This window comes from Streptomyces sp. CB01249 (assembly GCF_001905735.1).
Classification (GTDB): Bacteria; Actinomycetota; Actinomycetes; order Streptomycetales; family Streptomycetaceae; genus Streptomyces.
In genome coordinates this window covers 1118438-1131802 of record NZ_LISW01000002.1, presented here as the reverse complement: position 1 = coordinate 1131802, position 13365 = coordinate 1118438, and the positions used below count along the sequence as shown (strand labels likewise).

Below are 13365 nucleotides of genomic sequence, written 5' to 3'. Positions count from 1 at the left end.
GGAGATCAGTGCCATGCCCCACACGTTCGGCCCCGACGCCGACGCCCCCGTCACCCTGGACCGCCGCGAGGGACCGTACGGGGAGGTCGTCCTGCGCCGGCGCGGGGAGGACTTCGAGATCATCGCCAACGGGTGCTTCCTGATGGACACCTCCGACGGGCGCTCCGAGCGGCTGCTGGTCGACGCCGCGCTCGCCGCGCTCCCCGTCGGCCGCACCGGGCCCGCCGTGCTCATCGGAGGGCTCGGCGTCGGGTTCTCGCTGGCGCGGGCCGCCGCCGAGCCGCGGTGGGGCCGGATCGCGGTCGCCGAGCGGGAGGAGGCGATCGTGGACTGGCACCGGCGGGGGCCGCTGGACCGGATCTCGGGGCCCGCGCTCGCCGACCCCCGTACGGAGATCCTGACGACCGACCTCGTCGCGTATCTGCGGACGACTACGGACCGTTACGACGCCCTGTGTCTGGACATCGACAACGGGCCGGACTGGACGGTCACCGAGGACAACAACGACCTCTACTCCCCCGCCGGTCTCGCCGACTGCCGGGCGCGCCTCAACCCGGGCGGGGTGCTCGCGGTCTGGTCCGCACAACCGTCCGAGGCATTCGACCAAGCCCTACGGAATGCCGGGTTCCAGGGGGTTCGGGCGGAAGAAGTGGGCGTTGCCCGAGGTGTGCCGGACGTGGTCCATCTCGCAATCCGGGACGCGTGAGATCCCCCCTACGGGTATCGAAAGCCCCCGAACACCCGGGGGCCAAGGCCCACAAGCACGACACTCCGCCCCGCGCGGGGACCTCGCGGGGCGGTTCGGCCTTGCACCCTGCGTAGCCGGAAACCCTCCGCTGCCTCTACGCTGCTGACCGGTAGCGGGATCACCCACGAAAATCACGAGCGAAAACCGTACGTCCGGGGGAATGGCCTCCGTGAGAACGGGCAGGGGCGGGGCGATGGAACAGACACACACCACCCACAGCGGCGTCGCGGCCACCCCGGGCGCGCAGCGCCGGGTGCTGGTGGTCGAGGACGACGCCACGATCGTCGATGCCATTTCCGCCCGGCTGCGGGCGGAGGGCTTTCTCGTGCAGACCGCGCAGGACGGCCCGGCCGCCGTGGACGCGGCCGAGGCGTGGCAGCCGGACCTGATGGTGCTCGACATCATGCTGCCCGGCTTCGACGGCCTGGAGGTCTGCCGCCGGGTCCAGGCCCAGCGGCCGGTGCCGGTGCTGATGCTGACCGCGCGCGACGACGAGACGGACATGCTCGTCGGGCTCGGGGTCGGCGCCGACGACTACATGACCAAGCCGTTCTCGATGCGTGAGCTGGCCGCCCGGGTGCACGTGCTGCTGCGCCGGGTGGAGCGGGCCGCACTGGCCGCGGTGACGCCGCGCAGCGGCATACTCCGCCTCGGCGAGCTGGAGATCGACCACGCACAGCGCCGGGTGCGGGTCCGCGCCGACGACGTGCACCTCACCCCGACCGAGTTCGACCTGCTGGTCTGCCTGGCCAACACCCCGCGCGCGGTGCTCTCCCGGGAGCAGCTGCTCGCCGAGGTGTGGGACTGGGCGGACGCCTCCGGCACCCGGACGGTCGACAGCCACATCAAGGCGCTGCGCCGGAAGATCGGCGCGGAGCGCATCCGTACCGTGCACGGCGTCGGTTACGCGCTGGAGACCCCCGCGCCATGACCTCGCCCGGACCGGGGCTGCGGCCGTTCTCGATCAAGGCCAAGCTGGGCACCCTGGTGGTGGTCTCGGTGTTCATCACCACCGGGCTGATCATGGTGGCCTTCCGTACGCGGACCGAGCTCCGGTTCATCACCGTGTTCTCGGTCATCGCGACCCTGCTGATCACCCAGTTCGTGGCGCACGGCCTGACCGCGCCACTGGACGAGATGCGCGCGGTGGCCCGGTCGATCTCGCACGGCGACTACACGCGGCGGGTCAACGGCGCGGGCCGGCGCGACGAGCTCGGCGACCTGGCGCAGACCATCAATCTGATGGCCGACGACCTGGCGGCCGTGGACCGGCACCGCAAGGAGCTGGTGGCGAATGTCTCGCACGAGCTGCGCACGCCCATCGCGGCGCTGAGAGCCGTCCTGGAGAACGTCGTGGACGGGGTGTCATCGGCCGATCCGGAGACGATGCGGACCGCGCTGAAACAGACGGAGCGCCTGGGCCGCCTGGTGGAGACGCTGCTCGACCTGTCCCGGCTGGACAACGGCGTCGTCACGCTGAAGGCCAACCGCTTCGAGGTGTGGCCCTATCTGTCCGGGGTGCTGAAGGAGGCGAACCTCGCCGCCGCGCACCGCCGGCTCTCCTCCGGGTCCGGCAACCACTCCCGTACGGACGTCCATCTGCACCTGGACGTGTCGCCGCCGGAGCTCACCGCGCACGCGGACGCGGAGCGGCTGCACCAGGTGGTGGCCAATCTCATCGACAACGCCGTCAAGCACAGCCCGCCGCACGGCCGGGTCACGGTGCTGGCCCGGCGCGGCCCGCAGCCGGAGTCCCTGCACCTGGAGGTGGTGGACGAGGGCCCCGGCATCCCGGAGTCCGAGCGCCACCGGGTCTTCGAGCGGTTCAACCGGGGCGACGTGGCCTCGCCGCACGGCCCGGGCAGCGACGGCGGTACGGGGCTCGGCCTGGCCATCGCCCGCTGGGCGGTGGATCTCCACGGCGGCCGGATCGGAGTGGCCGAATCTGCTCGCGGCTGCCGGATACGCGTCACTCTTCCGGGGATTCCCCAACCGCGAGGTTGACATAGGGTTCGAACCGGAAGGCCGCGTTCTACGTGTTCCGGGAACGGGATACGGTCGAGGCGGCCGCTGCGGCGGCCTCGCGTACCCGGAGCGAAGCGGAACCATGCTTGTTTCCCGCCATTTCCAGCGCCGAAACCCGGCTTTCGATGTGACTTGCACGACGAAGACCTCCCCGGCCTGCAAGGAACGGCCGCGGAGGCGTAGCCTTGATTCCCGCTGTCCATCACCTTGCGAAGCGGAAGAGGGCGGTCACCGCCGTGTCGTCTCAGTCCCCCAGTAACTCGAGCATCTCGACCGACCAGGCCGGCCCGGGCACCAACCCGGCCGCGGCATTCGGCGCCAATGAGTGGCTCGTCGACGAGATCTACCAGCAGTACCTCCAGGACCCGAATTCGGTCGATCGTGCCTGGTGGGACTTCTTCGCCGACTACAAGCCGGGCAAGACCGGCACGGCGGACAAGCCCGGTGCCGCAGCCGCGGGGGCTGCAGCGCCCGCGGCCCCGGCCGCCCCCACCACCGCACCGGCGGCCCCGGCCGCTCCGGCGCAGCCCGCCGCCCAGGCCCCGGCGGCGCCCGCCGCACCGGCCCAGGCAGCCCCGGCCGCGCCCGCAGCGCCCGCCGCGCCCAAGGCTCCGGCGAAGGCCGCCCCGGCTCCGGCCGCCAAGGCCCCCGCCGCGAAGGCCAAGGCCGCCGCGGACACCGAGGCGCCGGGCGGACCGGAGTACGTGACGCTGCGCGGCCCGTCCGCCGCGGTCGCGAAGAACATGAACGCCTCGCTGGAGCTGCCCACGGCCACGTCCGTGCGCGCCGTCCCGGTGAAGCTGCTCTTCGACAACCGCATCGTCATCAACAACCACCTCAAGCGCGCCCGCGGCGGGAAGATCTCCTTCACGCACCTCATCGGGTACGCGATGGTGCAGGCGCTCAAGGCCATGCCGGCCATGAACTACTCCTTCGCGGAGAAGGACGGCAAGCCGACCCTGGTCAAGCCGGAGCACGTCAACCTCGGCCTCGCCATCGACCTGGTGAAGCCGAACGGCGACCGCCAGCTGGTCGTCGCGGCCATCAAGAAGGCCGAGACGCTCAACTTCTTCGAGTTCTGGCAGGCGTACGAGGACATCGTCCGGCGCGCCCGCAACGGCAAGCTCGGCATGGACGACTTCACCGGCGTCACCGCCTCGCTGACCAACCCCGGCGGCATCGGCACCGTCCACTCGGTGCCCCGCCTGATGCCCGGACAGGGCCTCATCATGGGCGTCGGCGCGATGGACTACCCGGCGGAGTTCCAGGGCACCTCGCAGGACACCCTGAACAAGCTGGGCATCTCCAAGGTCATGACCCTGACCTCGACCTACGACCACCGGGTCATCCAGGGTGCCGCGTCGGGCGAGTTCCTGCGCATCCTCTCCCAGCTGCTGCTCGGCGAGAACGAGTTCTACGACGAGATCTTCAAGGCGCTGCGCATCCCCTACGAGCCGGTCCGCTGGCTCAAGGACATCGACGCCTCGCACGACGACGACGTCACCAAGGCCGCGCGGGTCTTCGAGCTGATCCACTCCTACCGGGTCCGGGGCCACGTCATGGCCGACACCGACCCGCTGGAGTACCACCAGCGCAAGCACCCCGACCTGGACATCACCGAGCACGGCCTCACCCTGTGGGACCTGGAGCGGGACTTCGCGGTCGGCGGGTTCGCCGGCAAGTCCATGATGAAGCTCCGCGACATCCTCGGCGTCCTGCGCGAGTCGTACTGCCGCACCACCGGCATCGAGTTCATGCACATCCAGGACCCGAAGCAGCGCAAGTGGCTCCAGGACCGGGTGGAGCGTCCGCGCCCCAAGCCGGAGCGCGAGGAGCAGCTGCGCATCCTGCGCCGCCTCAACGCCGCCGAGGCGTTCGAGACGTTCCTGCAGACCAAGTACGTCGGCCAGAAGCGGTTCTCGCTGGAGGGCGGCGAGTCCGTCATCCCGCTGCTCGACGCGGTCATCGACTCCGCCGCCGAGGCCCGCCTCGACGAGGTCGTCATCGGCATGGCCCACCGCGGCCGCCTGAACGTCCTGGCGAACATCGTGGGCAAGTCGTACGCCCAGATCTTCCGCGAGTTCGAGGGCAACCTCGACCCGCGCTCGATGCACGGCTCCGGCGACGTGAAGTACCACCTGGGCGCCGAGGGCACCTTCACCGGCCTGGACGGCGAGCAGATCAAGGTCTCGCTGGCCGCCAACCCCTCGCACCTGGAGGCGGTCGACCCGGTCCTGGAGGGCATCGCCCGCGCCAAGCAGGACATCATCAACAAGGGCGGCACGGACTTCACCGTCCTGCCCGTCGCCCTGCACGGCGACGCGGCCTTCGCGGGCCAGGGCGTCGTCGCCGAGACGCTCAACATGTCGCAGCTGCGCGGCTACCGCACCGGCGGCACCGTGCACGTGGTGATCAACAACCAGGTCGGCTTCACCGCCGCCCCGGAGTCCTCGCGCTCCTCGATGTACGCCACGGACGTGGCGCGCATGATCGAGGCGCCGATCATCCACGTCAACGGCGACGACCCCGAGGCCGTCGTCCGGGTCGCCCGGCTGGCCTTCGAGTTCCGCCAGGCGTTCAACAAGGACGTCGTGATCGACCTCATCTGCTACCGCCGCCGCGGTCACAACGAGGGCGACAACCCGGAGTTCACCAACCCGCAGATGTACACCCTGATCGACAAGAAGCGCTCGGTGCGCAAGCTCTACACCGAGTCCCTGATCGGTCGCGGCGACATCACCCTGGAAGAGGCGGAGCAGGCGCTCCAGGACTTCCAGGGCCAGCTGGAGAAGGTGTTCGCCGAGGTCCGCGAGGCCACTTCGCAGCCCGCGCAGCCGCACGTCTCCGACCCGCAGGCCCACTTCCCGGTCGCCGTGAACACCGCGGTCTCCGCCGAGGTCGTCAAGCGGATCGCCGAGTCGCAGGTCAACATCCCCGAGTCGATCACCGTGCACCCGCGCCTGATGCCGCAGATGCAGCGCCGTGCCGCCTCGGTGGAGAACGGCACGATCGACTGGGGCATGGGCGAGACCCTGGCCATCGGTTCGCTGCTGATGGAGGGCACCCCGGTCCGGCTCGCCGGCCAGGACAGCCGCCGCGGCACCTTCGGCCAGCGCCACGCGGTCCTGGTCGACCAGGTCACGGGCGAGGACTACACCCCGCTCCTCTACCTGACGGACGACCAGGCCCGTTACAACGTCTACGACTCGCTCCTCAGCGAGTACGCGGCGATGGGCTTCGAGTACGGCTACTCGCTGGCCCGCCCGGAGTCGCTGGTCATCTGGGAGGCCCAGTTCGGTGACTTCGTCAACGGCGCGCAGACCGTCGTGGACGAGTTCATCTCCTCGGCCGAGCAGAAGTGGGGCCAGACCTCCGGCGTCACGCTGCTCCTGCCGCACGGTTACGAGGGCCAGGGCCCGGACCACTCGTCCGCCCGCCCGGAGCGCTTCCTCCAGATGTGCGCGCAGGACAACATGACGGTCGCGATGCCGACGCTGCCGTCGAACTACTTCCACCTCCTGCGGTGGCAGGTGCACAACCCGCACCACAAGCCGCTGATCGTCTTCACCCCGAAGTCGATGCTCCGCCTCAAGGCGGCGGCGTCGAAGGTGGAGGAGTTCACCACCGGCGGCTTCCGCCCGGTCATCGGCGACGACTCGGTCGAGCCGAGCGCCGTCCGCAAGGTCGTCTTCTGCGCCGGCAAGGTCTACTACGACCTGGAGGCCGAGCGCGAGAAGCGGGGCGACACGGAGACCGCGATCATCCGGCTGGAGCGCCTGTACCCGCTGCCGGGTGCGGAGATCCAGGCCGAGATCGCCAAGTACCCGAACGCCGCGAAGTACCTGTGGGCCCAGGAGGAGCCGGCCAACCAGGGTGCCTGGCCGTTCATCGCCCTGAACCTGATCGACCACCTGGACCTGGCCGTCGGCGCGGACGTCCCGCACGGCGAGCGCCTGCGCCGCATCTCGCGCCCGCACGGCTCGTCCCCGGCGGTCGGCTCGGCCAAGCGCCACCAGGCGGAGCAGACCCAGCTGGTCAACGAGGTCTTCGAGGCCTGACCGGCAGCCCGTACGCCCGAGGGGCCCGTCCCGCGCACCCGCGCGAGGCGGGCCCCTCGGGCGTGGGGGCTCAGGTGACGAGCGGTTCGAAGGGCCAGAACCGGGGCGGCGGGTCCGCCGGACCGGCGGTGGCCACCTGACGGCAGGCCATGGCCAGCGGGTGGCGGGGGCCCAGCACCTCATCGGCCCGGGCGCTGTTCGTACGCCCCGGCAGCCGCCGGTCCGCGGGCCGCACCAGCGCCGCGTTCAGCGCCCAGCCGATCGCCCAGGGGTGGTCGTCGCCGACGGCCCGCGCCATCCGGACGACGGCCCGCTCGATGCCCTCGGCCCCCCGGTCCCGGTCGCCGGCCGTCCAGCGCATGAGCCCCAGGTTCCCGCGCGTCCCGATGGTGTACGGGTGCGCGTCGCCCAGCATGCTGCGGTAGCCGGCCACCACCTGCTCGTGGAGTTCCAGGGCCTCGTCGGGGTCGCCCGCCTCCCGTCGCACGGAGGCGGTGCCGGCGCTGATCATGAGGGTGAGCGGGGCGTACTCGCCCAGGGTGCGCAGGGCGTCCCGCCTGATGCGGTCCAGGTCCTCCAGCACGGCCGGGGCGCCCCTGGTCTCGTACCGGCACAGCGCCAGGTGGTAGCGGCCGCGCAGGGTCTGCGGGGCGTTGCCCCCGAGCACCCGCAGATGGTGGTCGACCGTTTCCCGCAGCGCCTGTTCCGCCTCCCGGTACCGGCCGAGGAGCCGCAGGTCCATGGCGAGGTTGATCTCCGAGTACAGCGACGGCGGCGCGTCCGGTGACAGCACCGCCCGCCGGAGTTCGAGGCAGCGCTCGTCCAAGGCGAGCGCGTCCCCGTACCGGCCGAGGAGCCGCAGGGAAACGGCGAGGTTGTTCTCCGCGTTCAGGGTGCGCGGGTCCTCGGGGCCGAGGAGCCGGCGGTCGCGTTCCAGGATCGACGCGGACAGCTCCGCCGCCTCCTGGTAGCGGCCGAGCCCGCGCAGGTCGGCGGCGAGTCCACCGGCGGCCCGCAGGTGGTCCAGGTCCAGTTCGCCGCGCTCGGCCGCCAGGAAGTCCGCGGTGGCGCGCTCGACCCGCTCGCTGTTCCGGTAGTCGCCGAGGGCCCGCAGCAGATTGGCGTAATGGTGGCGCAGGGCCCAGGTCCGGGGGTCGGCGGCGCCGAGCGCGGCCTCCCAGGACCCCATCGCCGCCTCGGCGAACCGGATGCCGCTGCCGTACTCGCCGGAGAGGTACATGTAGCGCAGGCAGTTGAGGACCAGCTGGTGGACCCGCGGGTCCGTGCTGTCCATGACCTCCGCCCATTCGAGGTGGGTGGTGAGCGCGGCGTACGCGGGCCAGTGGCGCGGGTCCGAGGGGTCGCCCGGGTCGGCGGCGGCCAGCGCCCGGGCGGCCCCTTCGGCGAGCGCCCAGCGCTCCTGCTCGGGCAGGTCCTTGCGGATGATCTGCTGGACCATGCGGTGCAGATGGACCGACTCGTCGGCCCCCCGGGACTCCACGCGGATCACGGACAACTGGCGCAGGTGGCGGATCGCGTTGTTCCACAGCGCCGGATCGCGCATCAGACGGGCGATCCCCTCGGGCAGCACCTCCGGCGGGACGGACCCGAGCAGCCGTACGGGGACGGCTCCGGGCGCGAAGAAGCAGCAGAGGTGCAGCAGTCCGACGGCTTCCGGGGCGTTCTCGCGCAGCCGGTTCAGCAGGATCGACCAGGCGGTCTGGAAGGCGAGCGGGAAGTCGGCCGACACCCTGACGACGTCCTGCTCGGCGCCTTCCTCCAGCAGGCCGATGTACTCCTCGACCGACATGGCGGATTCCCCCAGCCAGCCAGCCGTCTGGTCGAGCAGGAGCGGGAGCCCGTCCAGGGCCTCGGCCAGCCGGGCGGCTTCCTCCCGGGTGAGGCGGGGGGCCCGGCGGCGGACGAAGGCGACCGACTCCTGAATCGTGTACGGGGGGACGTCGAGGGCGGTGCAGCCGTGCCCGGTCCACTCGGGGTTGCGGGAGGTGATCAGGACATGGCCCGGTCCGGTGGGCACGAGGTCCTGGATCTGCTCGGGCTCGTCCGCGCCGTCCAGGACGAGCAGCCACCGCGCGTACGGCTCGCCGCGGCGCAGCGCGTCCCGGACGGCGCGCAGGCGCTCGCCGTACTCGGCACCGGTGGAGAGCCCCAGCTCCGGTGCCAGGTTGGCGAGTTGCCGGCGGAAGGTGGCGCGCCGCTCGGCGGGCACCCACCAGACCACGTCGTAGTCGGCCCCGAAGCGGTACACGTACTCCGCCGCGAGCTGTGTCTTGCCGATGCCGGACATGCCGTGCAGGACGACGCGGCCGTGTCCGGTCCCGGCGCGGAGGAGGTCGTACACGGCCATCAGCGGTTCGTCGCGGCCGGTGAAGCGGGTGTTGCGGCGGGGGACGCCGCCCCATACCGCGGGTGGGTCCAGCGGGAAGCGGGGGCCCGTGCGTGCCGTGGACCCGCGGGGGCCCGTGGGCAGCCCCAGCCGCCGGAGCAGTCGTGACTCCGCCGTGTCCGCGCCGACGCGGGTGAGGTCCGCCGCGCCCAGGACCGCAGCGGCCCCGGGCGGCGCGGAGTCCGTGAGGGACACCGCGGCGAAGCGGTCCGGAGCATGTGCGACGACGTCGCGGAGAGCCCGGTTCCAGTCGTCGTGGCTGCGCGAGCCCCGCTGGAAGAAGGAGTCGCTGAGCAGCAGGAGGACGCGGCCCGAGGCGCGGGCGGCGAGATCCCCGAGGGCGTCCTCCAGCGGCTCGTCCGGTGCCGGGTCCCATTCCCGGTGGCTCACCGGCACCCCGCGCCGCTCCAGCCGGTCCGCGATCCACGCCGCCCACGCCCGGTCGTACCCGGCGGAGCCGATGGTGATGCTCGCGTCGGGCTGCGGGGGCCCGGGCGGCGCGGCCGACGCGGTCCGGCGCGTCCCGACCGCGCCCCGCACCACCGCACCCGGCCCGGCCGACTCCGTGATGGCGCAGGGCAGTTCCGCCTTGCGGACCGACGCGCCCCACTGGTTGAAGATGGTCAGCCGCAGCACCCCGGGGCCGGCCGACGGCCCCGCCGTGACGAGGAACGTCGCGGGACCGTACGTACCGCCGAAGCGGTGCAGGACGAGGCCGGGGTCCTCGATCGCCTCGCAGACGAAGTGCGGCGCGCCCTCCAGGGCGACGCTGAACGTCAGCTCCTCCTCCTCGTACGGCCAGGCGTCGCCGTCCGTGTCCCCGTGGGCGTCGAGCGGACCGCGCAGGTCGACGCTGACGCACTGGACGAGGCCCGGCTCCACCTCGGGGAGCCAGCCCACGACGGGTTCGATCAGCAGCGGGCGTTCGTCGGGGGTCATGGCCGCCCGCCCGTCTCGGCCGCCACGGGGGCGCCGTGCGTGCGCGCGGTGAGGCGCAGGGTGCTGAGCGGATGCCCGTAGTACTGGAACATCAGGCTGTACAGCAGGCGCAGCACGTTCCGCTGCCGCTCCGCGTCGAAGGTGCCGTCGTCCTTGACCATCATCGGGACCCCGCCGCCCGCGAGGAAGGTGTCGTAGACCTCCGCGCGGAAGGCCCGGAGCGCACCGGCGACGGGCCGGCCGGAGTCCTCGGTCACGGTGTCGACGATGCGGCGGATCATCACCCGGGCCTCGGGGTCGCCGACCGCGCCCGCCGAGACGATGCAGCCGCCCGCGCCGTTGCGCAGGAAGATCTGGGTGAACCCGCGCAGATACTGCCTGCCGTCGCCGCCGTAGTCCAGGAAGCGCCCGGAATGGCAGGCGTTGAGGCAGACGAGGGCCTCGTCGCGGCCGAGGAGGCGCATGTCGAGGTCGTGGTAGTCGGCCCAGGTGCCGCCGCCCAGGGTGAGCTTGCTGAGTTCCTCGTCGAAGGTGCCGTGGCAGCCCATGTACACCAGGCCGGTGCGCTGCCCGGCGAGATCGTCCAGGGTGTTCAGGAAGCTCTCGATGCCAAAGTGCGGCCGGTGTTCGTACGGGTCGAAGAACTCCTGGTCGCGGGTCATGTCGGCGTGGAAGAAGCTCAGGACCCGGCCGTCGGGGGCGACCGCCCGGTCCGGGAAGTCGTCCAGCCAGCGCGCCACGTCCACGAGCGCGCCGAGCGGCCCGCCGCGCAGCCCGGCGCCCGGCTCCGGGGGCAGGTCCAGGGCCTCCCAGGGCAGTTCGAAGCCGGTCTGGTCCAGGACGACGATCTGGAGGGCGTCGCCGTGGACCCGTCGGCACCGGTTGATCCAGTCCGTCAGCCGGCGCTGGTACGTCGACCAGCGCCGGATGGACCGGAAGAGCTCGGAGGGCGGGGTGCCGCCCCGGCGCGCGTGGCCGAATCCGATGTCCCCGGGCCGGAGCTGGCCGGGTCCCGTGGTGTACGGGAGGGGGTCGACGCCCGCGCACCAGGCCTCGATCCCGAACGCGTCGGGGGCGCCGGGCCCGGTGTGGTGGCGCGCGACCCGGATGCGGGCGTACGCCGTGGCCGGCGGGCGGGCGGCGTCCACGGGCGCGGCGCCCAGGCCGCGCGGCTCGGGAGCCTCGAGGGCCGGGGGACGTGGTCCGGGCAGCGCCTGTGCGGCGGAGGCGACCATGCTCCGGATCAGCCGGAGCCGGCCGTCACCCATGGCGCGCCTCCCGGTCCGGCGCGTCGGAGGCGTCCCCAGCCCCTCCGACGACCCCGCCGCCCAGCGCCTCGGCCAGGGCGGCCGGGAGGCGGGTGTAGGGAGGCCGGCCGGGGTCCACGACGACGCTGCGGAGGCGGCTGCGGCCCAGGGCGCGGATGTGCTCCGCCACGGCCACGGCGTCGTCCACGCCCGTACGGCGCACCGGGCCGCGCACCGGGCGGCCGCTGCGGCTCACGGCGAGCGGGACGTTGCCCCGGCCGTCGGTGGCGACGACCAGGAGCGCTTCGACAAGACCGGCGCTGTGGTGCCGGAACGCCCGCCGCAGCGCCTGCCCGGCCAGGTCGAGACCGTGGGCGAGCGGGGTGGCCCGTCCGGGGCGCCTGGCCAGCGCGGCAGCGATGCGGGGATCCCGGGTGGAGCGGGCGGTGAAGGCGCGGGCCCGGAGCTCGTCCGGCTCGCCCCCGCCGCCGACCTCGACCACATGGACGGAGGCCCGGGTGACGTACGCCCAGCGCAGGAACGGTTCGAGGGCCGGGTACCAGTCCCAGCCGCCCCGGCACGTGTGGTCGAGGACGACGGTCAGCATCCGTACGGGCTCCGGGGCCCGGACATAGCCGCGCAGGTCCGCCGGAACGATCACCAGCGGGCCTTCCGTACCGCTGCGGACGGCCCGGTACTTCGCGGCCTCCATCGCGGTGCGGACCGGGGCGGGATCCCACAGGTCGCGGGCGCGCCGCACCCCGATGACCGGCCCCCGGGACGCCCGTGCCCCCGCGTCGCGCCGGGCCGGCACCCGCAGCGTGGCCTCGCGGTGCCCCGGACCCGCCGTGTCCTCCGGATACGGGAGGTTCGCGGCCGGTGACGGTTCCCCGGGGGCCGCCGCCGGGCCGAGCGGCTGCGCGGATTCCGGCCCGTGCACGGGGACACCCTCTCCGGCGTCCTGCTCCGCGCCGCGCGAGGGCTCCGGGCGCGGCAACGGGCGGCCTGTCCCCGGCGGCTCGGGCAGCTCCCGGTCCGGGGCATGCTCCGGCCGCGCTTCCGGGCGGTGCGGGGTGCGGAGCCGGATGAGCCGCGCGGCGCGGTCGACGTGGGCGGGGGTGACGGGGAGGCCGTCCTCCGGGGCGCCGTGCGGGGTCCGCGCCGCGTCCGCCGGGCCGTCCAGTCGGCACAGGGCGCGGGCGATGCGGGCCAGGGCGAGGGCGCGCCGGTTGCCGCCGCCCTCCTGCTCGTCCAGGAGGTCCAGCACGGCGGAGGCGGCCTCGTCGGTGAGTGCGACGCGGGGCCGGGGGGTGTCCGGGGCGAGGGCCGTCGCCCAGGCGGCGGGCAGCGGGCCGAGGGGGTCAGGTCCGGGGTGCGGGCGCAGATCCGGGGCGGCGAGGCGCAGGGCGAAGCGGTCCAGGAGGTGCGGGGAGAGGAGTGCGGCGTCCTCGGACCGGCAGCACGCCAGCCACCGCGCGCGGGGCTGCCAGTGGTGCCGGATGCCGGAGTGCTCCAGGGCGGCGGTGTCCGCGCCGAGCAGCTGTACGGCGGCGCGCTGGCCGGGGAGGCTGAGCCGGGCGAGGTCGGGGACGACGACCAGCCGGGGCCCGCCGTCCGGCTCGGCGAGGGGCCCGGGGCCGAAGGTGAACCCGATGCCTTCCGGGCCCCGGCGCACGCGGGGGCGTATCCACAGGTCCTCGTCCACCGTGGCGGAGTCCAGCACGGTCCGGGGCGCGGGGTGGCCGGTCGGGTCGCCGGTCGAGCGGCCGAGGAGTTGGGCGAACGTCCGGGAGACGGCGGGCAGGTGCTCGGGCGGGAGGTCGAAGAGCAGGACTCCGGCGAGCGAGGGTTCCAGCGCGGCGGAGACGAGCACGGTGAGCAGGCGCCGGAGGTCCCCGTCCGGCTCGTCCGGGTCCTGGTCGCCTGTCGCTCGCACCGGTG

7 protein-coding genes are annotated in these 13365 nt (G+C 73.3%); 4 read left to right on the top strand and 3 right to left on the bottom strand.

Going from position 1 to position 13365, the window contains the following annotated elements; translation table 11 throughout:
- Nucleotides 1-13 precede the first annotated feature (13 nt).
- The 4 genes from AMK18_RS13610 (at nt 14) to AMK18_RS13595 (ending at nt 6831) form a co-directional block, all read left to right on the top strand.
- Nucleotides 14-706, top strand: a complete 693-nt coding sequence (locus AMK18_RS13610) for a hypothetical protein (protein ID WP_073862976.1) — start codon at nt 14-16, stop codon at nt 704-706.
- A 235-nt stretch (nt 707-941) separates the two neighbouring features.
- The gene (locus AMK18_RS13605; RefSeq protein WP_018102696.1) at nt 942-1679 is read left to right on the top strand and encodes a response regulator transcription factor; all 738 of its coding nucleotides are present in this window, start codon (nt 942-944) and stop codon (nt 1677-1679) included.
- The gene (locus AMK18_RS13600; RefSeq protein ID WP_018102697.1) at nt 1676-2752 is read left to right on the top strand and encodes a HAMP domain-containing sensor histidine kinase; all 1077 of its coding nucleotides are present in this window, start codon (nt 1676-1678) and stop codon (nt 2750-2752) included. The genes AMK18_RS13605 and AMK18_RS13600 overlap by 4 nt, the downstream gene beginning before the upstream one ends.
- 257 nt (nt 2753-3009) lie before the next feature.
- Entirely contained in the window at nt 3010-6831 is a 3822-nt protein-coding gene (locus AMK18_RS13595; RefSeq protein ID WP_073862975.1) for a multifunctional oxoglutarate decarboxylase/oxoglutarate dehydrogenase thiamine pyrophosphate-binding subunit/dihydrolipoyllysine-residue succinyltransferase subunit, read from the top strand.
- Between the two features lie 70 nt (nt 6832-6901).
- On the opposite strand, the gene fxsT is transcribed toward AMK18_RS13595, so the two are convergent.
- Genes fxsT through AMK18_RS13580 form a run of 3 tightly spaced genes read right to left on the bottom strand, consistent with a single transcriptional unit; the run spans nt 6902 to nt 13360 of the window.
- Complete coding sequence (gene fxsT, locus AMK18_RS13590) at nt 6902-10177, bottom strand: FxSxx-COOH system tetratricopeptide repeat protein (RefSeq protein ID WP_073862974.1); 3276 nt, start codon at nt 10175-10177, stop codon at nt 6902-6904.
- Nucleotides 10174-11445 carry a CHAT domain-containing protein gene (locus tag AMK18_RS13585; RefSeq protein ID WP_073862973.1) on the bottom strand — a complete coding sequence of 424 codons (1272 nt, stop codon included), beginning with the start codon at nt 11443-11445 and terminating at the stop codon, nt 10174-10176. Before AMK18_RS13585 ends, fxsT begins: the two co-directional genes overlap by 4 nt.
- Nucleotides 11438-13360 carry a hypothetical protein gene (locus AMK18_RS13580; protein ID WP_073862972.1) on the bottom strand — a complete coding sequence of 641 codons (1923 nt, stop codon included), beginning with the start codon at nt 13358-13360 and terminating at the stop codon, nt 11438-11440. The genes AMK18_RS13585 and AMK18_RS13580 overlap by 8 nt, the downstream gene beginning before the upstream one ends.
- Nucleotides 13361-13365 lie beyond the last annotated feature (5 nt).

Bases quoted from the DNA above. Each gene is read 5' to 3' on its own strand.
- AMK18_RS13610 (WP_073862976.1), top strand. From the start codon at position 14: ATGCCCCACACGTTCGGCCCCGACGCCGACGCCCCCGTCACCCTGGAC.
- AMK18_RS13605 (WP_018102696.1), top strand. From the start codon at position 942: ATGGAACAGACACACACCACCCACAGCGGCGTCGCGGCCACCCCGGGC.
- AMK18_RS13600 (WP_018102697.1), top strand. From the start codon at position 1,676: ATGACCTCGCCCGGACCGGGGCTGCGGCCGTTCTCGATCAAGGCCAAG.
- fxsT (WP_073862974.1), bottom strand. From the start codon at position 10,177: ATGACCCCCGACGAACGCCCGCTGCTGATCGAACCCGTCGTGGGCTGG.
- AMK18_RS13585 (WP_073862973.1), bottom strand. From the start codon at position 11,445: ATGGGTGACGGCCGGCTCCGGCTGATCCGGAGCATGGTCGCCTCCGCC.